Below are 25,305 nucleotides of genomic sequence, written 5' to 3' on the forward strand. Positions count from 1 at the left end.
CAAATTTTAAGTCCTTAATAAGGATTGTTCTACTTGTTCCAGTGTTTTTCCTTTGGTTTCAATTACGTATTTGTAAACAAAGAAGAAAGCCAACAATGACAATAGAGCATAGATGGCAAATGTCATGGTAGGGCCTAAATTGGATAGTTCCCATGGAAAAATTTGGGTCACGGAGAAACTCACCAATGAATTAAAAAACCCAACCACCGATATGGCTATCCCTTTTATTTTATTCGGAAATATTTCTGAAATCAAGGTCCACATTACCGGCCCCAATGATATGGCGAATGCGGCCACATATAACAGTATTGCAACCAAAACAAGTGTTGCATTTATATTGATGAAATTGGTAATCTCGTTTCGTTTGAAATTTAAAAACTGTTCCTCGTTGAGGTTTTGTTTAACCGCTAGGAACAATTCAGATTGACTTTCAAAAGATTCACCTTCCATACTTTGCAGCGCACTATGAATTTCAGAATCTCCAACCCTTTTTAGGGTCTCCCCATTAAAATTATAGGTGGCATTGTTAAAAGCCATCGCGGCCAGCAGCAAAGCTATGGTCATAAAACCCGTGCCAATGAGCAATAGGGGTTTCCTTCCCAATCTATCGATCAACCATATGGCCACAAGCGTAAACACTAAATTGGTGAGTCCCACAACAATGGCCTGTAAAAAAGAAGAATCTGTGCTGCCTCCTGCTTGTTCAAAAATTGTAGGGGCATAGTAGAAAATGGCATTTATTCCCGTTATCTGTTGAAAAAAAGCAATACCCAACGCTATGATCATGATCGTTGCATATTTACTTTTAAACAAATCTGATAATTGCCCTTTCTTTTCTTTTTTCTCCTGTCCTCGTTGAATTTCTGCAACCGTTACCTCTGCATATTCTTCACCGCCGATTTTCTGTAAAATCTTTCGGGCAAGTTTTACCTGGTTCAATTTTAAAATGAGCCATCTGGGGCTTCTTGGCACCGTAAATAGGGAACCAAAATAAATGATTGCTGGAATAGCTTCCACTCCAAGCATCCATCGCCAACTTTCATCACCATAATTCACTAAGAAATAATTGGAGAAATAGGCTACGGATATCCCGATTACAATATTCAATTGATTGAAGGAAACCAAACTTCCCCTTAGTTTTGGGGGAGCTATTTCAGCAATATAGATCGGTGCGATTAAAATGGCGCCACCAATTCCAACGCCGCCTATGATTCTGGCAATGATGAATTCCAAATATCCTGTTGCCAATGCCGACCAGCTTGCCGAAATGGCAAAAAGTGCAGCAACAATAATCAAAACCTTTTTTCTTCCAAATTTATCTGCTAGGGGTCCAGCCATTAGATTGCCGGCCATGGCGCCAAAAATGACACATCCCACAGCAAATCCCAGCATGGCATCGGTCATTTTAAAGTATACGGTAATACCTTTGACCGCTCCGGAGATTACGGCACTGTCAAACCCAAGTAAAAAACCTCCCAATGCAACTATTAGGCTAATTAAAATGGTGTAAGACCTATTCATTTTGGAAGTTGTACCTGTAGTGCCCATGATTTTGGTTTTGGTTGTTGGTTATTCTGTATGAAATAATCTGATTTTTAGAGATAAAAAAGACCAGCATATCAAGTTACTGGTCTTTTTCTACAAAACTTAACAATCTACAATCAAATTATTGATAAACTCTTATATAATCGACCTCCATCGTGGAAGATGTAAACCCAGGATCTATACTTCCTCCAAAGGTGCCCCCCATGGCCACATTCATAATCAAAAAGAAATCCTTGTCAAATGGGCGATTGGCATCGTTGGATAGTGTTCCAAATTCTACATCATCGACCAAAAAGGTGATTTCGGTTTCTGTCCATATTACACTATATACATGAAAATCATCAGATGCACCACTGACCGTGGTTTCAACACTTCGGGCACTTCCTGCAAAATTGATGGGGTCATGGGTACTTCCCAATACTTGATCTTGATTGTTGCCCACATGTTCCATAATGTCAATTTCACCTGCTGCTGGCCAAATGTTGGTTTCAAAATCGGCTCCCAACATCCAAATAGCGGGCCAAGTGCCTCCTCCGGTTGGTAATTTTGCCCTTGCATCGACCCTTCCATATTGAAATTCAAAATTTTGATAGGTCTGGATTCTGGAAGAGGTATAATTGCTTCCGTTAAAGCTTTCTGCCTGGGCCGTAATTTTTAAAACCCCATTTTCAATTATGACATTCTCAGGACGATCGGTGTAATATTGCGATTCGCCATTACCCCAACCATTATCTCCTGTACCAATATCATAATTCCATACTGCAGCATCAGGCGCACCATCAACGTCAAATTCTTGCGACCAAATTAGATTATCGAAGGTAGTTCCAGAACCACCTCCATTATCGCCTTGTTCACTTACAGGTGTGGTCGAAAATTTTAGGTACCAGGCCAAGTTGGGATCATTTCCATCAATGGCCCTCACATGCATGGAGGAATTGGTGATTTCCAGAATTTCATAGGATGATGTGCTGATGTAATAGCCCATAAAGGCATCGTTGGTAAAATTCATTACCGTTCCTCTTGAGCTGAAAGCTGGGTCTGGTACCTGTGACCAATCCACAGTGGTCGGCGCCAGTGAAACACTGCTCACCCCTGAAGTATCAAAGTCGAAACAGGCATCTTCTCCGGCAGCACCACCAACTACATCCTGATGTCCTACGTTAAAAAATGTTGCTCCTTTATTATCTTGTTCATACGTCAACGGATTACCCGAAGCATTTAAGGTAAATGTAAGTTCATCATCACAAAAACAACTACTGATTGCTTCACTACATTTTTCAAATGGATTTGCCGAAAAGAAAGCTGGAAACCAAAATTGATCGGGCAAAAATGCCAAGGTGGCCCCTACGCCCAAATGTCCTGGTTCAACTGCAGCCAAATACCAAGTCTTGGAAGAAGCACTTACCACCTCGCCTTCATCATTCACATCACCTCCGGTAAGCAATTCCATGGCTGCAAAATCGGAGAAATCACTTTCAACGGATACTTGAAAGGATGCAGAAGAGCTAACTCCTCCCGTTCCATAGGCCACAATGGAATAATTATATGTGTTCAGCCCAACAAGAGTAAATCGCTTGGTAACGGTTCCGTTTGGGGCTACTTGAACGTCGCCATCACTGAACTTAAAAGTATACGTTATAGCATCTTCTGCATTAGCGGTAAAAACGACTATACCTGACCCATCTGTGCTAACTTGAGTAGACACCGATAGATTGGAAGGTACGATGATGGTTCCTAAAACAGGCTCTTCTTCATGACACCCTAAAAGTATCAACCCGAATAGGGAGACAAGATATATTTTAACTTCTTTCATCCTTCTATGGTTTTATTAGTCCTTAACCAATTTATATTGCCAAAACACTCCCGAACCTGCCTCAATGACCACATTCATAGTAGTATCGTTATCTGTCAAGGTTATGCTATAGGTAATTGAATCTGGAACTGCTACATTGGGCAGTTCTCCGGCATTGACCGCTTTTGGAAGTCCGATGTAAGCGCCGGCGCCATCAATAATCAATGTCCCTGCTCCAGAATCATAGCTGAATGTGGCAGAAGCAGTGCCATCATGAGGTGCAACAGGTGCTCCACAGGCATCAGAACCTCCTTGCCATCCTTCTATCCAAGTATCCGCGCCCAAAACATTGGTAAATGATCCATCACCACCGAAAATATAGGTGTCGTCAAAATAGCACGCTCTATCAGATACACCCTGAGCATCTATTGCAAACCAACTTGTGTCTCCAGGAGCTGGACCAACGCCCAACGAACCTGCCTCGGGTGCCATTCTCCAGGTTCCTTCCAAGGGAGAAGGAGCATCTTTAATCAATTTGTACTGCCAGAACACACCTGAGCCAGACTCAATGACCACGTTCATGGTATTATCGTTATCACTCAATGTAATGTTGTAGGTTATGGATGTTGGAACGGCCACATTAGGCAATTCTCCGGCATTGACAGCTTTGGGAAGACCTAAATAAGCTCCTGTACCATCAATGGTCAGCGTACCGGCACCTTGATCATAAACATAGGTTGCAGAAGCAGAACCATCATGAGGTGCAACTGGCGCTCCACAAGCATCGGAACCTCCTTGCCAACCTTCAATCCAGCTATCAGCACCTAAAACATTCTGGAATGAACCATCTCCACCAAAAATATAAGTGTCATCAAAATAGCAAGCTCTATCGGTCACTCCTTGAGCGTCTATTGCGAACCAGCTTGTGTCTCCGGGTGCTGGACCAACACCCAGCGAACCTGCTTCGGGTGCCATTCTCCAAGTTCCGGCCAGGGAAACTGGAGGAACACTTTTTATCAATTTATATTGCCAGAACACACCTGAACCCGATTCGATGACCACATTCATGGTTTCATTATTATCCGTTAGTGATACGGTGTAGGTTATAGAGGCGGGTACCGCTACATTGGGAAGTTCTCCTTCGTTAACCGCTTTGGGCAGTCCAATATAAGCTCCTGTACCATTTATTGTGACTGTGCCAGCAACTCCATCTACTGTATAGGTAGCTGATGCAGAGCCATCATGAGGAGCAACAGGTGCTCCACAAGCATCGGCACCACCTTGCCATCCTTCAATCCAAGATTCAACGCCAACTGCATTAGCAAAAGAACCATCGCCATTAAAGGTATAAGTGTCGTCAAAATAACAAGCTCTTGCGGTTACACCGGCTTCATCAATTGCAAACCAGCTGGTATCACCTGGAGCTGGGCCTACACCCAACGAACCTGCTTCGGGGGCCATTACCCATGTTCCTATTAAATCTTCTGCTACCAAGGTGACAGGTTCTTGAATATTTACTGTTTGTGTAGATTCCACGGTAGCAGCACCTACTCCTCGAGCAACAACTTTCACCTCATAATCACCAGCTTCCGCATAGGTATGATTAACAGTTTCACCATTCATAATGGTTGTTGGCTCCTCATTTTCTACGTCTCCAAAAAATACATCAAAAACGGTAGCATTTTGCGCAGTGGGTACAACAGTAATTTCCAAGGAGTTCGTAGTGGAGACCGTAACATCTACAGCCAAATCACTTGGAGGTGTAAATGAAATATTTACAATCCTGCTCAACTCACTGGTCAAGCCTGAAGCTCCAACACCAACAATTCTTAAAGTAAATTCTCCTTCTCCGTAAACATGGGTTACAGTTTCACCTGGAGCAACTTCGGTTGCGGATTCATTTTCCACATCTCCAAAGAAAACCTGGAAAACTGATGCTCCCACACCTGTTGGGGTTATTGATACTGTCCCTGTATCATCATCTGCGATGTCAAAGAGGGCACTTAAATTAGTTGGTGCCGATACATCTTGAAATGCAAAGGATTGATCGTCATCTTCCTGACAAGAATTTAATACGCCAAGTACTACAAAAAGTACCAATAGATGTTTAAAATATTTCATTTTTCAAAGTTTAGTTTTTATTAATACCCTGGGTTTTGTTGCCAGCGATTGCCTGCTAATTCTATTTCTATGGACGGAATGGGAAACAATTCATGTTTTCCAGCTTGGAAACCATCAATTTCGGTTGCCGCCCTTCCTGTTCTTACCAAATCGAAGAAGTGGTGTCCTTCTCCAACCAGTTCTACCCTTCTTTCTTGATAAATTGCGGTGGTCAATGCATTACCTGTGGCCGTTGCATCGGACAAACCAGCCCGATTCCTAACTCGGTTTAAATGAAGAAGTGCCCTCGTATCATCGATCCCTCCACGGTTTAGGGCTTCTGCAGCCATCAACAATACATCTGCAAATCGAATCGCCCTGTAATTGTTCGGATTGGTCAAGTTGGCATCGCCGGTATTCAAATCTCCCTGGCGAGCTATATATTTTCTGTTGTAATATCCCGTATGCTCAAAACCTTCAAAGTAAGAAACGCCGGCGTTAGCTGTTGCCCATGCTTCAATATCCAAAATGGCCACATCACGACGTAAATCTCCAGCTTCAAAGGCATCAAAAACTTCTTGGGTAGGTACATTGAAGCTAAATCCTGATTCAAATACTGGACCCGTGTAGTTCCGAATGCCGTTGAATCCTACTGCCACATTTCCTTCGCTACATTGCAAGCAATCAAATCCTGCGCCCTCGATATCAGTATATTGTACTTCAAAAACTGATTCTATGTTGTTCTCATTGTCATTTTCGAACATGGTGGTATAATCGGCCAAAAGATCATAAGTCCCTGAATTGACAACTTCTTCGAGTACCGTTGCAGCATCTTGAAATTTTCCCTGGAACAAATAGGTTTTCCCTAATAGTGCTTGGGCGGCACCTCTGGTAGCTCTACCTACTTCAGTTTGCGTTGGCGGAAGATTGGCCGCAGCAAAGATCAGATCAGTTTCAATCTGGGCATAAACCTCAGCGGTAGGAGTACGCTCAGCTGTATTTTGATCTCCAAACAATAATCGCTGGTCCACCGCCAAAGGAACATCGCCAAACCACTTTACCAATTCAAAATAATAGTATGCCCTTAAAAAAGTTGCTTCCGCTAGTACCGCATCTTTGTTAGGAAAATCGGTCTTGTCCCTAAATTCGAGAATATAATTTGCTCTATTAACCCCGGCGAACATCCAATTCCAGATATCCCTTAATTGTTGGTTTACAGGAGTATGGGTCATATTGTCCACTTCCTGGATGCCAGGCACATCTGTTGCGCTTTCTCCTCCAGCCAAGGTGTTGTCAGAAGCAATCTCACCCAACATCACGTTCAAATATGTGGAATGCAACATATCGTAGGCCGCGATTAATGCGCTTTGATAGTCCTCTTCCGAGTTAAAAAAGCTCTCCGTATCCTCATTGAAGGAGTCAACGTCCACAAAATCGTCCGTGCATGCCCAAACGGCAAGGCTAGAAAGCAGGACAAAAAGAATTTTTTTCATAAATCTTAAGTTGTATTTGCTCATTTTCATCCTTTTAAAATTTTAGGTTTACGCCCAACAAATAGGTTCTTGGGACCGGATAAAATCCTTGATCGATTCCTGCTCCAATCGGTGAGCCGGATGAGGCGCTGGGGTCGTACCCTTTGTATTCTGTAAAAGTGTAAATGTTGTTTGCTGACACATAAACCCTTAGTTTATCTGCTCCAAACCGCTCTATCATTTCTTGCGAGAAAGTATACCCCACTTGGGCATTCTGAATTCTGACAAAAGAGCCGTCTTCGACATAAAAATCCGAAAACAAGGTGTTTGAAGTAGCTCCCGTTGTTACCCTTGGATATTCGTTGGTGGTTCCCTCGCCGGTCCATCGATTCAAGGCAAAAACCGACTTGTTTACCAACGGCTGGTTCCGCTCGTAGTTTCGTACAATGTCATTTCCGATGGATGCAAAAGCATATGCGCCAAAATCGACATTTTTATAGTTGATGGATAGATTTAATCCCATAGTTGCATCAGGAATTGGATTTCCGATATCAATTCTGTCGTTGGAATCAATTTGGCCGTCTCCGTTTTGGTCAACGAAGCGTAGGTCACCTGGACCGGTATTGGCCTGGGTTGCATGTGCATCAACCTCCGACTGGTTTTGGAATATTCCATTAGTTTCCAATCCAAAAAAGTAACCGATGGGTTTGCCAGCCTCCATTCGTGCTGGTGGATCCTGCCCTACACCGAAAGCTCCTCCTTGAAGGAATCCGGCCTCGTTGTTGACCTCCATAACCTCATTATCCAAAAAGGTGACATTATAGTTGATTCCCAATGAAAAATCTTCGGATGGATCATAGCTGTAACCAATGGCAAATTCGAATCCGCTGTTCTCAACTGTACCTCCGTTGACAACAGGAGCCTGGGCTCCGGGGGCGGACGCTCCCAAAATACCGGAAACTTGTGGTTGTAAAAGAAGTCCTTCCGTAGTTTTATTGAAGTAATCTGCAGTAATGTCAATGGTATTGTTGAACAATCGTAAATCGACCCCGATATCATAGGTTTTTTGCTCTTCCCATTGGATTGCGGGATTGGGCAAAACTCCAACGGCCTGCCCGAAGACCAATTGGCCATTCAAGACATATGCTCCTTCACCACTAAGGACTCCCCTAAAGCCATTGGAAGGGATTCGGTCGTTACCCAAGATTCCATAACTTCCTCTTAGCTTAAAAAAGTTGATGGTCTTGCTATCCAACAGAAAGTTTTCGTCAGATACTACCCATCCCACTGAACCGGAAGGGAAGTAACCAAACCGATTTTCGGGTCCAAATTTGGTAGAGCCATCCCGTCTGATAACACCAGAGAAGAGGTATTTGCCTTTGTAGTCGTATTGTAATCTCGCAAAGTATGATAGTAGTCGTTCATCAAATCTGCCACTAAGGCCACTATCCACCAATCCATTTCTTCTGTCAACGGTGTTGGCGATATCAGCTTCGGGAAAACTAACTTCATTTTCAAAGAATCCTTGTGTGCTTCCTGAGAAAATTCCCATGGTCCTGAAAACTGATGTACCTAGGGTCGCTTGGAAGTTATGGTTCTCTCCCAATAATTTTTTATAGTTTACAAAGGCGTCGAAAGTATAGTCCCTAAAAATATCTTTATTTACCGACAAGGAATTTCTTCCAATGTTATTGAACACTTTCCCAGACCCATAGAAGACGGTGGGTGAAAAACCTCGCCCTTGTACCTCTGCATAATTAAATTGGAGGCTGGTCTCTACGGTAAAATCTTCCAAAAAGTTATAGTTCAATGCAATTTTCCCGCTTAGTCTGTCAACATCCGTCCCATTAAACGTATTGGCAACCTGGGCCAAAGGGTTGATCACCTCGTTTCCTAATCCCTCGGCAAGCGTAAAATCACCATTTGCATCACTTACCGAAAATGTGGGTGCGTTGTTCAGGGCATTGAAGAGCACTGATCCAATGGCATTTTCCGAAAGTGTCTTTCTTTCGGTTCCCGTATATAAAAGGTTAGTGGTCAATTTCAGATTTTCAAGGAGGTCTGTATTGAAATTGACTCTGGTGGTGTATCGCTTAAAGTTGGCCTTGTTTCCTCCCACGATACCATCTTGTGTCAAAAGTGAAGCTCCAAAAGAATAGGTCGATTTTTCGCTACCTCCGTTAACCGTAAGGTTATGGTTGAATATTGGTGCTGTTTTGAACACTTCTTCCTGCCAATTGGTGCCCACTCCCAATTGTGAAATGTTAGGGAATGGATTGGGTTCGCCGTTTGCGGCAAAGGCTTCGTTGATGATTACGGCATACTCGGTTGCATTGAGTACCGGAATGGTTCGCGATGTTTCTTGAAAACCTCCATAGAAATCATAATTGAACTTGAGCTCCGAATTTCTTCTACCTGTCTTGGTGGTTATCAAAACTACCCCGTTTGCAGCTCTCACCCCATAGATTCCTGCTGTTGCATCCTTAAGAACATTTATGCTTTCAATATCCCCGGGGTTCAGCACACTTAAATCTTCGATAACATTTCCATCGACCAGAATCAAAGGCCTGTTGTCCCCGTTTGTGGAGATACCGCGAATTCGGATGCTAGAACCGCTACCTGGTGAACCGGATTCTGAAGTGATATTTACCCCGGCAACCTGACCTTGAAGCGCTTGTTCAATTCTGGTGGGGTTCAATTCTTCAATGGTTTCGGAACCTACCACCGTGACCGCGCCGGTAATTTCCTTTTTCGTCTGGGTTCCATATCCTATAACCACCACTTCATCCAATGCACTTACATCTTCCCGTAAATAAATTGTTATGGCATTCTGGTTGGTAATTGCAACTTCCTGGGTGCGAAAACTGATATATGAAAAGACCAAAACATCTCCAACGGAAACATTGGTCAAGGTAAAATTACCGTCAAAATCGGTGGTTGTTCCATTTGATGAGTTTTTAAGAATGACATTAACACCGGGCAAGGGTTCATTCAAAGCTTGGTCGTATACCGTCCCCGAAACGGAAAAACTTTGGGCTGTCACTATAGAAGAACAGAACACCAAAAACAGAAAAGAAAAGACGTGCTTCATTTGAGTTAATTTTGAAGCTGCAATCTAATTTTCAATAATTGAGAATCCTTAAAAATAACCTCAACAAAAAATATACGTTAGCAAAAAAATGCATCAAAAATTGAAGGATTGGCAGAAAAACCCTGATTTTACTGGTAGTTACATAATCCACGCAAACATTAATGTTTTTAGGACTTGATTAAGAAAAATGTGGTTTGTATAGGTGATGTTGAGGTAACTGGGGATAATGTTGTATTCCTAGAGATTGAATAAACAAGAAGTATAGGTGTATTTCTGTCAAAAACCGTTTTAAATGATGTGGTAGTATGGTATTTTGATATCGCTTTACAAGCTCAAAATGTAGTTGGTAAGGTTATCATCATGGGATAGATTCATCTTTTTACGAAGTCGATATCTCTTGATTTCAACACTTCGCGATGAAATATTGAACATGGGAGCAATTTCTTTGGAAGATAAGTTTAAACGCAAATAGGCACACAGGCGAATATCGTTGGGAGATAAATTTGGATGTTCTTTTTTAAGCTTTTTCAAAAACTTTCTATCTGCATTGTTAAAAGCCTCTTTAAATAGTTCCCAATCATCATTTTGATTCACGTTTTTATCAATAATGTGAATAATGGGTTTCACCGAATTTTTATCATCAACACTTGCCATCAACTGTTCTTTTACTTTGGAAAGCAATTCATTCTTTTTAATGATGCTCATTGTTGAGGCTGCAAGTTCATTGCTTTTACTCTTAAATTCTTCTTTTAGTTGCAGGTTTTTCAGTTCAATGATCTCTTTTTCGTTCTTAGCCTTGGCCAAAGCCATTTCGCGTTGGTTTTTTTCGATTAATTTTTCCTGACGTTTATGGTAATAGCTTTTGTAGCTATTATGGATGAGAATCGACCCCAAGATCAGAAGCAATAGATACAACGCCAACATTAATTTGGTCAGATACCAAGGTCTGGCTATTGTAAAAGTATATGAAACCACATTGTCAGAGGTTTGATTTCCTATTTGGGACCTAGCACTGAATTTGTAATCACCATATTGGAGGTTTTCAAATGTAACCGAAGGTGTGGTCGACCAATTGCTCCAATTGTCATATTGGCCTTCCAGCATATATTGGTACTCTACTGCTGTGTATTTATCATATTCTGGAACACTGTATGAAAAGCGAAGGTTGTTTTCACTGTTTTCGAACAAGGGCACAGAATCCAAGGCCATACTTTGGGGTTGATTTCCGTATGTGTAATTATCCACCCCATTTAAATAAATAAGGTGTTCCATTGGTTTAAGTTTTTTCAAATCCAAGGTCACATAGCCATCGGAAGACCCTATTAGATATACTTCATTGCCAATATTGGCAATGTTTTCAAAACCAGAAACTCCCAGGTTATTCCTAAGACGTACTGGGATTGGCACCGTTGTTAGATTATGTCCGTCATCAAATTTAGAGGGAGAAGCATACATTATTTCTTGTTCTCCAAAACGCCATAATCTTTTGCTTGCCTCATCTGTCATCAAAATACTCAAAGTATTACGTTCCTTGGTGTGAAACAAATCAGTAAGCTCTCTGTCCACATCGAATTGGTTTTTGACAGCATCAATGGTAAAAACAGCATGAATAGTGGAATATACAATCTCGTCATCGAACTTTACAAGACTAGAGGCAATTCCTTTACCTTCTTCTTTGGATAAAATCTCCGCATTCCGAAAATCATCCTTTAGTTTTAACCGGAACACTCCTTTATATTCATGGTTAATGTATAACTCTTCGTTTTCGGAGAATTCAAAAAATCTACTGGAGTTGCTGAAGCCCTCTACAATGTTGCGATATTCCCATTTTCCATTGATTTTCTCTAAAACGCTTAGCCCACCGTAGTTGCCTTGTATCAGATAATCATCCTCACCTTTTATTGGTTTGATATCCCAGGTACCGGGAAAATCTGCAATAAGCTCGGCTTTATCTTCTTTTATCAGATAGGTGCCGTTATGGTGTCCACAAAACAAGTCATCTCTAATTTTGCAAAGGTTCCAAACCTGTCCTTCGGTACCTTCTATCAATTTGAAATTAGGAGCATCATTCAATCTGGTCCAAAACAACCCCTGATTGGTGCCTAAATACAATTTATTTTCATAAACTATCGAAGCGTAAACAACTCCTAAGTGTCCTTCGCTATCAATGTATTCATTAAATTGGGAATCAAGATTTATTACGCTAAGGCCTTTGTCATGCCCCAACCATAAGTTGGAATCTTGGTCTTCGAACATGGAGAGGATGGTATTATTGTTAAGCCCTTGCTGTTGATCTATTTTAAGAACCAATGCCCCTTCTTTTGATATTTGGTATATACCGTTGGATATTGTGCCTAAAACTATGCTGCCGTCGCTTAATTGTAGGCTGCTATAAATAGTAAAGGATCTTAAATCAGATTGTACTGGGATATCGTATGGCTGCAATTCCCCTTGTTCATTGGACTGGTAAAATGTTGCATCATCAGTTAAATAAATCAATCCATTTTCATGTTCAAAAAGGCCTATCAGTGTTTTATTCTTTATTTGGGCGTTATTTGTTACCAAACTAGGAGTGCCATCTGTGATTTTAAACAATCCTTGATTTTTTGTCTGAAAATAGACTCCGCTTTTTAGATTAAAGATCTGTGCCTTCTCCGTTTCTGCTTCAATGATTTTGAAAGTCTCATCTCTTAAACTATAAACATAGATACGGTTTAGTGATTGAAACAATATCCATTCCTCAATTGCAACAATGTTCCAAAATTCTTCGTCCTCAATGAGTGGTTCTGACAGTTGGTCTTTGAGCGAGGTATAGATTAATTTTCCTCTAGAGTTCTTCTTCCAATAACCAAATTCCATATAACAACCCATATAGACTTTGTCCTCAACAGCTGTAACATTTCTGATTACTGAACCGTTTGGAGTGCCATATTTATTCCATCGAACACCATCAAATTCGATCAAACTATGGTTATTGGCCACGTAAATAAATCTATCTGAGGATTGGGAAATTGCCCAATTTTGGTTTTCACCATGGTAATCGGCCGGAGAAAATGCTTGGATTGGAGGGAGTTCTTGTGAAGCCCCCAAAGTAGATGTGATAAGTGTAATTAGTAAAAGTAAATGCCTTAGTTTGATCACAAAATTTAGTTCCAAGTTAGTTGACAAGCATTTTGTAGAAGCAAACGTAAAGAAAAGTACTTCTCTGGCACGGTCGCGTTGAACAAAATTAGCTTTTGTCCATTTAAAGTACACAAAATCATTTTATGAAACTCTAAAGAATTCGTTTAATTACGTGCTCTATTAATAAAAAGAATTTATAATTTACTTGAAAATGAGTAGGTTCTAGATAATATCATATGAATACAGCAAAAATGAAAAGCACTGTCAATCAGTCAGTTGACAGTGCTTTGATATCCACTGAAAAGTGGTTCGTCGGGATGACAGGATTTGAACCTGCGACCCCACGCCCCCCAGGCGTGTGCGCTACCGGGCTGCGCTACATCCCGAAAATGGATTGCAAAAATATAAATTAAATCGAATTCTCAACCCTGTTTTTACCTTCCAGATAAAAATTCCCTGATTTCCAAGCAAAAGGCTTCTCTTGCTTCCGCGGAATCATTCATGGGATTCATCAGAAAATAACTGATTGTTTGTTTTTGGCAAAATTCTTCCAAATCCTTTCCCTCCCATAAATGATAGCTCAGCACCAACAAATGATAGTCAATCTTATAGGGCTTGTAAGCATCATTATATCCATTTAAATAGAGGTTGAGTTGAAAAATGGAATAATCTAGGTCCTCTGGTTCATTTGTAAGAAAAGAGTGGATTTGGGGTGTTACATTTTTGTTCATTTGGTTAAGTTTAGTAACATCCCATCAAAACAATTTTGATTTCGGACTAACATACCATAAATATAATCAAAAAACACCTTCGTGCTATCGGTACAGGGTAAAATGCCCCACGTATTGTTGTTTTTCACGATCATTGGCATTCACCACGTACCAGTAGTCCCCAGTGGGCAAAGGGCTGCCCTCATAGGTTCCATCCCATTTTTTAACCTGGTCTAACCTGGCCACCACCCGACCATAGCGATCGTAGATGATTACATCAATATTGGGGAAGAATTCCCGGTTTTCAGGATACCAATAATCGTTTAGACCATCGCCATCCGGAGTAAAGAATGGGGGTATTTCTGGCATTCCATCAAAATCAAAAGGCATCACCAAATTGGCCACACAACCGTTTTGGTCCCTGACCATGATATTAATATTGGAATCTACATTGACATTAAAAACATTCACTTCTCCAAAAGATTCTCCTTGGAAGAAGTATTCGTAGCCTCCAAACCCACCTGAGGCCATAGCTGTAATTTCGTTGGGGCCTGTTTTTGAGGCTTCCAAAGTAAGGGGTTCGTAGGCCTCGATTTCAAATTCAACAAAAGTGATACATCCATTTTGGTGGTAAATATACACAGTGTGTTCGCCTGCAGGTAAATCTCCATATGTTCGTTGATCAGTGGCAAGTTGAATATCATCAACATCCAGAGAAAATAACAGATTTGGGATCAAAGAGGCGTCGGCAATGGATACGGTAGCAGTGCTATTTGGAAAGATACCTTCGCAACCATATTCAACAATGGGCTCTGCCATCAATTCTATGCCTATTCCAATTTCGGCGGTAACATTTGTTTGACAACCATTGGCATCCCTAACAAAAATTACATAGGTTTCTCCACCGGCCAGATTATCAAAATAGAGGCTGTTGTTTTGTTCAAAATCGGCATCGTCAGCAGAATTCACACTGGTATAATATGGGGCTGTTCCTCCTGAAACGTTTAGGGTCAGTGTTCCATCCGCATCTCCCAAACAGGTTTCAGGTGTTGTCGCAACAACACTGGCCACCAATTCCATGGGTTGGGTTATTTCCACAGTTCGTGTAATGGTGCATCCCAAATCATCTTGAATAATGATATCGTAGGTTCTTGGCGCCAAATCGTTAAATGTTCTTCTATTTGGATTCACGGGATCGTTCCCTTCAAAAAACTCGCTCAAGTTATCTGAAATGGAATATCGGATGTCACCGGTTCCTCCACTGGCCTCAATAATAATTTGACCATTGGCATCACCAGCACAAACCACAGGAACTGCTTCTAAATAATCCAATACCAATGGTGGTTTTGGTTCAATGACAATGGGGTCTGATATGGCTTCACATCCCCCACTTTGGGCATAAACGTAATATGTACCGGGATTCAACTCTCTAAAAATTCCTGAACTCTGCGCAGAGCGAACAGTATTTGTTGCTGTTGGATTCGGCGGTGTGTTTGAGTTTAAAAGGGTGTAAACATAGCTACCAATTCCCCCAAAAGCTTCTGACCGAATAATCCCAGTGGCCTCTCCCGCACAATTGATCGTAGCGTTGGTCAAATCCAAAGCGATTACCAATGGAGCAGCTGGATCCAGTGAAATTTGGTTAGAGCGTTCAAAAGGACATCCGTTGGAATTTTGCACGTCATACTGGAATGGTCCTGGATCTATTGTGATATCTGCAGCAATCTCAACACTTGTCATTCCCGTTCCAAAAGGTGTAAAGGGGTCTGTAGTACCTGATCTACGGTAGAAATAATCCACCCCAATTTCAGGATTGGTCACCGTAAGTTCCATTCTTCCCAGATCACCACATCCCGGAGGTTGTAATTCCCTCAATTCCGCAACAACAATCTCCGGATCTTGAACTGTTAACGGAACCGTGGTGAAGCTACAGTTCCATCCATCAAAAATGGTAATGGTATATTCTCCTGCAGACAGGTTAGCAAAAGTAGGTGTAGTCTGCAATCCACTGTTAGTACCATCGGTAATTCTGTTCAATTGATATAAATAATTGCCTGGCCCCTGCCCGCCCGCGACATTGTATGCTTCTATTATACCATCATTGTCATTGTTACAGCGAAGGGGTTGAATCACCTGAATATCGGCCGTAATTGGTGTGGGCGGCGGTAAATTAATGTTGGTACTTTCCTCACATCCTCTGACATCCCTAATATTAACGGTATAGGTTCCTGTAGACAAATCTTGAAAGATTGGATTGGTGTTTGGGTAATCCACCAAAACGGTAACACCATCTGGAGCGATCAATTGGTATTCATAGGTTCCCCAACCACCATCACCGGTAGCGGTGATCTCACCAAACCCTGGCACATTACAGGTAACTTCGTTGGTTTGTACAGCAGTGACGGAAAGAGCACGGTCCGGAGATCTTACCGTAACCACATTACTCACTACATCACAGAAAGGGGAAGCCAACGCCTCAATATGAACCACAAGATTACCTGCTGGAACTCCAGATATAATTTCTGGAGAGTTAATGGGAGCATTGGTGTCGAAGCTTCCCGTAACTCCTGTAGAAGTCTCCACACCGGAATTATCTCTTGAGAAAACTTCGTAGTTATAAATGCCACTATAATTATTGATTGCCAAACTGATCTCTCCATCATTCCCATTAAAACAAGTAACGGGCTGCACTTCCGCCACTACGGCTTCAATGTTATTGTACTCTGGCATATTGATGGTGGCGGTCAGATAGGAACATCCTCCACTTCCAATATCTGTAACGGCAAAAATGTAATCTCCCGGAGTTGAAATGGGCCAGGCCACCCTATCCGTTCCTCCAGAATTTCTAGCAGGTTCTGAACCAAGTGGAAGAATTTCCACCTCGTAGTTTCCTGGACCCTCGTTTACAATAATTTCTATAAAACCTGGATTCACTCCTGTACCAGAAGCATCACAAGTAATCGGACCCACATTATGGCTAAATGTAATATCTGTTGGAGTATTGATATTTACAGAAGTAGTTTGCTCACATCCATTTTGGTCTCTGGCAGTAAGAATGATACTTTGGTCCGTACCATTGTCTATTACCTCAAATATATTACTAGTCTGGAAGTTGGTGCCATCAAATTGTGGGGTACCATCGTTCATACTATACGTATAAGGACCTGTTCCTGTTGCCGTACCTGTACCATCGCCGTTGGTATCGGTATAAACTGTAATCGTAGCCGTACTAAATTGATTGCTTGAAGGGTTACAGCTAAACTGGGTGTTTATGGCATTTACCAATAATAAAGTTGGCTCGATGATGATAACATCACTTGATCGGTCGGTACATCCTCTGTCTGAAACAACCTCAACTTGATAGGTGTTCGGGCCCAAATTATCGAATAATGGTGAGGCTTGTGGTCCTGCAAGAACTGTAGAACCGGCTCCATCATATAAAATATAACTCAACGGGGTATCCGTGTCACTACCAGGTTGGAGTTCAACAAAGATAGATGCATCACCGGCTCCGTTACAGCTAATATCGGTAATAGGCGTAGCAGTAATTATTGGGGTATTTACCGTTGAAACATTCACAACGGTTTCATCGGAACACAAAGGTGCAGTGTTCGAGCTTAAATCAGTAACCAAAATATTGTAATCGCCAGGCAACACACTATTAAAAACATTGGAGCTTTGCGCAGGCCCAATATTGGCCAAGGTTCCGGCATCTCGCAGTTGGTATTCAAAATTTCCACTACCCCCTGTAGTGTTCACGGTAATCACACCGTCTCCTGCATTACAGGTTGGAAATGATGTTGCATCGGCGGTGATAGCAAAGAAATCAAAGACATCTGCAGTAATGGTATCGGTACATCCGTTACCATCCCTAATGGTGATTACATAACTACCTGCATTGGGCACAACAAAGTTGACACTACTCTGAAAGCCACTGCCAATGTCATACATAAAAGTTTCTTCAGGTAAGCCTGAACCGGTTGTTAAAGGGGCTGTTACCTCAATTTGATAACCACTGGTTGCTGTACACTGGTTGGTAACATCGATAGCGGGATTTGGAATTCCAGCTTCTTGGGTTACGGTAACCGTGGTAAGGGCCGTACACCCGTTGGCATCTTCCACATAAAAATCATAATCTGAAGGGTAAGGTCCCGGAATTTCAAAAGTGGTGTCCGTTCCAAAAGTGGTTGGTGCCGGGTCTCCTGTGGGCACATAGGCATATCCAAATGGAGCGGTTCCTCCAAAACCTCTCACGGTTACAAAGGCTCCGGCATTACAGGTTGCCTCCACGTTGCTATCCACAACAATAGTTGGTGAACTAAATCCAATAAACACCAAAGTGCTTGCGCTACATCCTGTATCTGTATCGGTTACAATAATTTGATAATTGCCCGGTGCCAATCCATTAAATGTACCGTTAAACGGAAGTGGTTCGTTTGTAAATGATGTCGGTCCGGAAATGGCGGCTCCGGTATCTGTATTTTGAAGTGTTACATTGAAGTTTGCAGGATTAGCTGGCAAACCGGATACTTCGTAGGTTATTTCCCCGCTTCCTGAAACATTACAGGACGCTGTATTGGAAGTTGCCGTCACCGTAATTGGGCTCGGCGGTAAAATGGGGTCAATTTCTTCAATATAGGTACAGCCCAATGCATCTCGAACTTCAACAAAATAGGTCACCCCAAAAGTCACCACTGCAGAAAAATCGTGGATATCAATGCCATTTACGTTAGCAGGCACAAAAGTTGGGTCACCCACCAATCGGAATTCATATGGAGCTGTTCCGCCGGTTGCCTGAACCCTATATGAAATGAATGGGTCCGTACAAAGTGCTGGTGGCGCATCCAAAGGAATCAAATCCAATACATTTTGGTCCAGAATCACATCATCCCGATCTTCACAGCCTTGGGCATCTGTGGTAACAATGGTATAGTTTCCAACATCAAGATTTGGGAAGTTAACCGTTGTACTTGTTGTCCCTATCGACTGGGCAACCAAATTTCCAGCTGCATCCAATAAAATATAGTCAAATGGAGACACTCCATTGTTAATGGTTGTTGAAATGGAACCACGAACATTTCCTGCGGAACAAACTGCAGGTGTGGGAGTGACAGTGGCATCCAAAGCCACGCTTGCAGCTATGGTTACACTATAGGCCGGACTCACACATCCTCTGCTATCCCGGATAATGAATCCTCCGTGTGTTCCAGGGCCATAACCTGAAAATATATTTTGGGTGCTAAATGTTACTCCATTGTCATTACTGAATTCATAGGGCGGAATTCCCTGGGTCGTATCCGGAATCAACTCTACAATTCCGCTTGTATTGTCCCCGCATTGTGTATCCGTCCCCACGGCGGAACCAGCTATAGTTTCCGGTGGAGTGATGGTCACAATATTGGATTCCGTTGTACATCCTTCACTATCGGTAATCAAAAATTGATAGGTGGTATCTACAATAATGGAACCATCGTTTGGTATGCTATAGATGAATGAATTCCCGGTAATATTATTATTGTTAGAAGTATAGGGAGCCCCATTGATACTTACTTCGTAAATATCGTAGTCCCCGCCCGATGTATATCCATTACTAATATTTACTTGAATTTGGGCAGGAGGTCCGGCACAGTCCAATTCTTGAATGGTCGCTGCCAAAGCAGTTACTTGGGGTTCAATGGTTTGGATGACGGTATCTCTACAATCGTTGGCATCTACAACTTCTATGGTATAGGTTCCCGGTGTCAAACCAGAAAAACTATTGCTCGCGCCTAATGCACCTCCGTTGATTCTATATTGATATGGAGCCGTCCCCAAGCTCGCATTAACTACCAAGGTTGCTGCGTTGAAATTATCATAACACAAATCGGATGCTCCTAAATCCAAAGTCAACGTCGGAGCCTGTAATGCGGTTAATGTGAAACTATCTGTTATGGTACAACCATTGGCATCGGTTACACTTACTTGATAGGTCCCTGTTTGTGAAAGATTGGAAAATACGCTTCCATTTTTGGGTCCTCTGGTCGATGCATCCGGTTGTGTTAAGGTATATCGATTACCTCCCCATCCACCTACGGTATTGATGCGAACCGAACCTATATTTCCATTCTGACAGCTCATGTCTGTAACATCCAAACTGGAAATGGCAAAAGCAGTTGTTGGTTCTTCAATGACCAAGGTTGCCGTATCGGTGCAACTGGTTTCTTCATCGGTAACAGAAATCACATAGCTTCCTGCGGCCAATCCTGTTAATGGAATTATACTTGCATTTTGGGCCGTAAAGACCGTTCCTCCGTCAATACTGTAGCTATAGGTTGAGTTGAATCCATCCACCAAAAAGCGTCCCTCACCATCGATATCACCCACACAGGTTACTACTCTGGTTTGCTGCGCCTGGACTCCTATAGAGCTAATATCGGTTATAGCATAGTTTTCATCGTATGAACATCCTTCATTATCGGTTACCCTAAAGGTATAGGTCCCTAGTCCCAAACCAGAGAACGTATTATTTGTTCCGTTGTTTACAGCGCTTCCTGCTGGGGCTATTATTTCATAATTATAGGGGGCAGTTCCTCCTGTAACGGTCAACCCAACAGATGCTGTGGTCGTGATACAGTTTAAACTTGAAATGGAAAAATCCAGATCGGTCGGCTTGTCCAACGTATTAAATACAATATCAGGTAAAGGCTGCACGCATCCATTGGCATCCCTGATTAAGGGAGTATAAGTTCCTACACCGAGATTGGTAAAAACAGAACTCGTTCCAAATCCTGCGCCAACACTGTACTCGTACGGTCCTGTTCCTCCTGAAACTCCGGAAATGGTTATTTGCCCTCCTGTCTCATTGGTACAGGTTGGTACGGAATCTGGCGTAGCGGTTGCACTGATGTTGGAAGGTGTTCCAATGGTTCCCACAATTGGAGTGGTTGTACAAGTGAATGAATCTTGTTCGTATTGTAAGACAATATCGTATGTACCTGGAGCAAGATTGGAAAATACATTACTTATTTGGTAGTTGGCACCATTATCAATGCTATACTCAATTTCATACCCAAATCCACTGGTTACGTTTATGGTTATTCGACCGTCATTGGTACCACCACAATTGGCATCTTCTTCAGTAATGGTAAAAATTGGTGGTGGAATGTCGGGCACATCCACAGAAGCACTTCGTTGACATCCGTTGGCATCTTCCACCAAAATGGCATAGGTTCCCGCCGTTGTTACAGTAAATGTTGTTGATCCGGTATAGGTTGAACTGAACGGACCGCCATCCACACTAAAACGATAGGGTGCCGTACCACCTGAAGTGGTCAGGTTAACATCGACTGAAGTAGCTCCGCATCCAAAACTTGCCGAAGCTGTGGCAGAAACGTCCAATGGAAGGATACCATTTCCTATTTCAATAGGGTTTCCTAAAGTATCCGTGGTAATAGTTTCGGAACAATCGTTGGTATCTACTCGAATACTATAAGTACCTGGACTTACATTGGCGAATGTGTACGAATCGGCGCCATTTGGTCCGAAAGTATCCACGGTAACCCCATTTTTAATCAATCGATAGGTATAGAATCCCGGTACTCCTGAAACGGCAACATCAATGCTTCCCAGCTCACTGCTACATAAAATATCGTTTGCAGTAACATCAACAGTAATATCCAAATCCTGGACATTCACTGTATTTGACGGAAACAAACATGCACTTGCAGAAACATTCTTCAATCGTACCCAAACCATATAGTTCCCAGACGTAGTGACATCAAAAAATGGGTCATCTTGGTAGGGGCCAGCAGAATTATTTAAGCTGTATTCATATCCGGCAGGCACATTGGTTACCTCTACCCTACCAGGATTTCCGCAAATAATGTCATCCTTGATCAATTGTGGGTCAAGTGGATTAAGCGTTGATTTAAAATAGAAATACTGACCTGAGTCGATACGCACCCTAAACTCTCCGGCAGAACTTAAACTGAAAGTTGCCCCTGTACCTACAGTATTCCATGTACATGCTGCATTAATGGTGGGGCAGTCGTCCACCACTGTTGGTGCACAGGTGTTGGTGTCCAGTCGTTGCCATTCATAACTGCTCCCCGATTGGCTAAGTGTAAGCGTTCTGATATCGCTGGTACCACATAAAAAGAATTTTGCCAAGGTACTACCGTCGTTTGGACAGACCACCTCTTCATCCGCTCCTTGGATGATGGTCATAAACATGCTACTGGAAACAGCTGGGGAAAAATCTACCTTGACCGTTGAAGCTTTAACGGCCAATTCCGTAGCATTTTCCTCCTTGGAATCCGAAACTAAGGATACAAGTGAATCAAGTATCTTACTCGTTTCAGTTTTTGCTAGTACCGTGGAACAACAAATTGATATAAGCACCAATAACACGGCATATAGCAAATGCCTTGTTTTTTGAGGGAGCATAGGTTAAGTCTTGTTTGCAGAATATCAGATTTGGGACCTAAATATTCTAATTGTAATTATCTAAACTTATATAATTCTAATTATCTTCGACTATTAAAAGTCGCATTTCATCTATAAAATCTATTATTTCAACGTAAATCTATGAAAAAAAGTGCTCTAATTCCTTATTTTTTCGTTGTAATGCTATCTACGTCCTGTGCCCAAAACAGGGATAATGGCGTTAATCTTCCGAAAACCCTTGATTTTACTGCTCAAGAGCTAATTTCTGATATTCAAAATCCTTGGGGAATGACCTTTCTCCCAAACGGGGCAATGCTGATTACGGAAAAAGCAGGGAAATTACTTCTTTTTAGTGATGGAAAAATTACCGAAATAAATGGACTACCTGAAATCTATGTCCGCGGGCAAGGTGGACTTTTGGACGTGGCATTGCATCCAAATTATGAGAACAATGGTTGGCTGTATTTGTCCTATTCTTCAAGCGATGGGGATGGAAAAGGAGGGAATACCACAATACTACGTGCCAAACTTGACCAGAATCAACTGGTTGACAAAAAGGTCTTGTATAAGGCAGTTCCCAATACCACCAAAGGGCAGCATTTTGGTTCTCGATTTGAATTTGACCACGAGGGATATCTTTATTTTTCGGTAGGAGACCGAGGGAACAGGGATGCTAATCCACAAGATGTTACCCGAGATGGTGGTAAAATTTATAGGCTTCACGATGATGGAAGTATTCCAAAAGACAATCCTTTTGTATCAACATCCGGAGCAAAAACGGCAATTTATAGCTATGGACACCGAAACCCGCAGGGATTAATCTTGCATCCTGAAACTGGTGAACTTTGGGAACATGAGCATGGACCAAGAGGCGGTGATGAAATCAATATTGTTGAAAAAGGAAAAAACTACGGTTGGCCCGTAATCACCTATGGCATTAACTATAGTGGCACCAAAATTACCGATGAGACCTCAAGACCCGGAATGGAACAGCCTGTTTACCAATGGACTCCCTCGATTGGCCCTTCGGGGATGACATTCGTATCATCCAACAAATACCCCAAATGGAAAGGAAACTTATTGGTGGGGTCATTGGCCTTTCAGTATTTGGAACGTTTGGTTCTTGAAAACAATAAGGTCACTTATCGAGAGAAATTATTGGACGGAATGGGTCGTGTTCGTAATGTAAAACAGGGGCCTGACGGATATATTTATGTGGGTATTGAGGGCAAAGGGATTTATAAATTGATTCCAAAAAACCAATAATCACTTCATCGCTTTTATTGCCTCCCTTACGGAACCATATTTTTTTAAGGCTTTTGCGGCTTCCTGATATTCAATATTCAACGCCTCGACCAAATATCGGGTTCCTCTATCGACCAATTTGTTGTTGCTCAATTGCATGTCCACCATTTTGTTCCCCTTTACACGACCGATTTTAATCATAAGGGAAGTGGTAATCATATTGAGCGCCAACTTCTGGCTTGTTCCACTTTTCATTCGGGTGCTGCCCGTTAAAAACTCGGGGCCCACGTTAATTTCTATTGGAATATCAGAATCAGTGGCCAAAGGTGAACCTGGATTATTGGTGATTCCGGCGGTGAGAATTCCATGTTTTTTCGCATCGGCAATACCACCTAGCACATATGGGGTTGTTCCGGAAGCGGCAATCCCGACCAAAACATCGTTTTCATCAATATTATGTTCACTTAAGTCTTTCCAAGCTTGATTTGGGTCATCTTCTGCATGTTCCACGGATTTGCGGATAGCGATGTCCCCACCGGCCATGAGTCCCACTACCCTATCATGTGGAAGCCCGTAAGTAGGTGGAATCTCTGAAGCGTCCAAAATACCCAACCTGCCACTGGTACCAGCTCCGATATAAAACAATCTACCTCCTTTTAAAAACCGCTCTGCTGTCTCATCCACCAATTTTGAAATTTGGGGAATGACCTCTGCTACTGCCACAGCAACCTTTTGGTCCTCTTTGTTCATGCTTTCCAAAATGGTTTGGGTATCCATTAATTCCAAATTGTCATAATTCGAAGGGCTCTCGGTAATCTTTTTATAGTTTGTTTGCATTATAACAGGTGAATCTCTTGATTTCTAAAAAGGTTTAAACGTTCGTTATTTGGGTTTAGTTCTGTAATCATGGTACTAATAGCATTGATATCGCAAGTTTTATACCGGTGTTGGGAATTTAATTTTTCAGAAATGGACAACAATATCGTTTTTTTTGATGCCTTTATCACCGCCTTCTTTACCTGAACAATATCCCAGTCAAACTCTGTTAACCCATAGCTGGCATCCACATATCCCGTACCAATAAAACCATAATCCACATGAATTTCAGATAATTGGTTTATGGCACCAGCCCCTAAAGATATTTGCGAATCTCTAGAAACTTCACCTCCAATTAAAATGACCTTAACATTTGGTTTGACCAAAAGTTCCAAAGCAACCGGTAAGCTCATGGTAAAGCAGGTTAATTTGATATTCTCCGGTATTTGCCTGGCCAGTTCCACACAGGTTGTTCCTCCATCAATAAAAACAACCCCTCCGTCTTTCAAGAGACTTACAGCTTTTTCAGCAATTTTCTTTTTCTCATCAAGGGCATATATATTGTTATTCCTTACTGTTGTATTGGTAAAACCCAAGGCAACCGCGCCTCCGTGTACTTTTCTAAGTTTGCTATCCGTATCCAGTTCCTTTACATCCCTTCTAACGGTATCGATAGATACATCCAACATCTCTGCTATATCGGTTAGCAATACTTTGTTATGTAGAGCCACTTCATTTAAAATTGTACGCTGACGTTCTTCTTTAAGCATATTTCCAGTCTATTTCGCAAAGATATGCAATTTCAAAGTTTGCTGTTTTATTCTGTTTTAAAGTTAATAAATTGTTATTTAATGCAAAAAACTGCATTAAAAAAAGCAAAAAACAGCAAAATTGATTTTTATTTCCTACTTTTGCCGTGTAAAGTTTTGATTTTGACCATTCGAAGAACCAATAAAAAGTAACAACAACACATTGAAAATCCACTTT

Annotated in this window: 11 protein-coding genes and 1 tRNA gene; 1 reads left to right on the plus strand and 11 read right to left on the minus strand. The window is 41.8% G+C overall.

Annotated elements, in window-relative coordinates; genetic code table 11:
* Nucleotides 1-6 precede the first annotated feature (6 nt).
* From ACULLG_RS14275 to ACULLG_RS14315, 9 genes are all read right to left on the minus strand, one after another.
* Complete coding sequence (locus ACULLG_RS14275) at nucleotides 7-1,548, minus strand: sugar porter family MFS transporter (protein ID WP_452127476.1); 1,542 nt, start codon at nucleotides 1,546-1,548, stop codon at nucleotides 7-9.
* Nucleotides 1,549-1,666: 118 nt separating this feature from the next.
* Complete coding sequence (locus ACULLG_RS14280) at nucleotides 1,667-3,358, minus strand: family 16 glycosylhydrolase (protein ID WP_452127477.1); 1,692 nt, start codon at nucleotides 3,356-3,358, stop codon at nucleotides 1,667-1,669.
* Between the two features lie 15 nt (nucleotides 3,359-3,373).
* Nucleotides 3,374-5,458, minus strand: coding sequence for a PKD domain-containing protein (locus ACULLG_RS14285; RefSeq protein ID WP_452127478.1), 2,085 nt, complete (start codon nucleotides 5,456-5,458; stop codon nucleotides 3,374-3,376).
* A gap of 20 nt (nucleotides 5,459-5,478) precedes the next feature.
* Nucleotides 5,479-6,930, minus strand: coding sequence for a RagB/SusD family nutrient uptake outer membrane protein (locus tag ACULLG_RS14290; RefSeq protein ID WP_452127479.1), 1,452 nt, complete (start codon nucleotides 6,928-6,930; stop codon nucleotides 5,479-5,481).
* Between the two features lie 34 nt (nucleotides 6,931-6,964).
* Nucleotides 6,965-10,000, minus strand: a complete 3,036-nt coding sequence (locus ACULLG_RS14295) for a SusC/RagA family TonB-linked outer membrane protein (protein ID WP_452127480.1) — start codon at nucleotides 9,998-10,000, stop codon at nucleotides 6,965-6,967.
* Nucleotides 10,001-10,324: 324 nt separating this feature from the next.
* A complete protein-coding gene (locus ACULLG_RS14300; RefSeq protein WP_452127481.1) occupies nucleotides 10,325-13,141 on the minus strand; it encodes a two-component regulator propeller domain-containing protein in 2,817 nt (938 codons plus the stop codon).
* Nucleotides 13,142-13,435: 294 nt separating this feature from the next.
* Nucleotides 13,436-13,509, minus strand: a tRNA-Pro gene (locus ACULLG_RS14305).
* 48 nt (nucleotides 13,510-13,557) lie between these two features.
* Nucleotides 13,558-13,854 (minus strand): hypothetical protein, encoded by a 297-nt coding sequence (locus tag ACULLG_RS14310; protein ID WP_452127482.1) that lies wholly within the window; start codon nucleotides 13,852-13,854, stop codon nucleotides 13,558-13,560.
* Nucleotides 13,855-13,938: 84 nt separating this feature from the next.
* Nucleotides 13,939-22,257 carry a T9SS type B sorting domain-containing protein gene (locus ACULLG_RS14315; protein WP_452127483.1) on the minus strand — a complete coding sequence of 2,773 codons (8,319 nt, stop codon included), beginning with the start codon at nucleotides 22,255-22,257 and terminating at the stop codon, nucleotides 13,939-13,941.
* 141 nt (nucleotides 22,258-22,398) lie between these two features.
* Here ACULLG_RS14315 and ACULLG_RS14320 point away from each other — a divergent pair, with 141 nt between their 5' ends.
* Complete coding sequence (locus ACULLG_RS14320) at nucleotides 22,399-23,523, plus strand: PQQ-dependent sugar dehydrogenase (RefSeq protein ID WP_452127484.1); 1,125 nt, start codon at nucleotides 22,399-22,401, stop codon at nucleotides 23,521-23,523.
* Here ACULLG_RS14320 and murQ read toward each other — a convergent pair whose 3' ends face one another.
* Both murQ and ACULLG_RS14330 read right to left on the minus strand, forming a co-directional pair.
* Nucleotides 23,524-24,339, minus strand: a complete 816-nt coding sequence (murQ, locus tag ACULLG_RS14325) for an N-acetylmuramic acid 6-phosphate etherase (RefSeq protein WP_452127485.1) — start codon at nucleotides 24,337-24,339, stop codon at nucleotides 23,524-23,526.
* Nucleotides 24,339-25,088, minus strand: coding sequence for a DeoR/GlpR family DNA-binding transcription regulator (locus ACULLG_RS14330; protein ID WP_452127486.1), 750 nt, complete (start codon nucleotides 25,086-25,088; stop codon nucleotides 24,339-24,341). Before ACULLG_RS14330 ends, murQ begins: the two co-directional genes overlap by 1 nt.
* Nucleotides 25,089-25,305: the final 217 nt, after the last annotated feature.

Source organism: Flagellimonas sp. 2504JD1-5 (assembly GCF_053618295.1).

What these genes read in the sequence shown, in the direction of transcription:
- ACULLG_RS14275 (WP_452127476.1), bottom strand. Translation starts at nt 1,548, where the DNA reads ATGGGCACTACAGGTACAACTTCCAAAATGAATAGGTCTTACACCATT.
- ACULLG_RS14280 (WP_452127477.1), bottom strand. Translation starts at nt 3,358, where the DNA reads ATGAAAGAAGTTAAAATATATCTTGTCTCCCTATTCGGGTTGATACTT.
- ACULLG_RS14285 (WP_452127478.1), bottom strand. Translation starts at nt 5,458, where the DNA reads ATGAAATATTTTAAACATCTATTGGTACTTTTTGTAGTACTTGGCGTA.
- ACULLG_RS14290 (WP_452127479.1), bottom strand. Translation starts at nt 6,930, where the DNA reads ATGAAAAAAATTCTTTTTGTCCTGCTTTCTAGCCTTGCCGTTTGGGCA.
- ACULLG_RS14295 (WP_452127480.1), bottom strand. Translation starts at nt 10,000, where the DNA reads ATGAAGCACGTCTTTTCTTTTCTGTTTTTGGTGTTCTGTTCTTCTATA.
- ACULLG_RS14310 (WP_452127482.1), bottom strand. Translation starts at nt 13,854, where the DNA reads ATGAACAAAAATGTAACACCCCAAATCCACTCTTTTCTTACAAATGAA.
- ACULLG_RS14315 (WP_452127483.1), bottom strand. Translation starts at nt 22,257, where the DNA reads ATGCTCCCTCAAAAAACAAGGCATTTGCTATATGCCGTGTTATTGGTG.
- ACULLG_RS14320 (WP_452127484.1), top strand. Translation starts at nt 22,399, where the DNA reads ATGAAAAAAAGTGCTCTAATTCCTTATTTTTTCGTTGTAATGCTATCT.
- murQ (WP_452127485.1), bottom strand. Translation starts at nt 24,339, where the DNA reads ATGCAAACAAACTATAAAAAGATTACCGAGAGCCCTTCGAATTATGAC.
- ACULLG_RS14330 (WP_452127486.1), bottom strand. Translation starts at nt 25,088, where the DNA reads ATGCTTAAAGAAGAACGTCAGCGTACAATTTTAAATGAAGTGGCTCTA.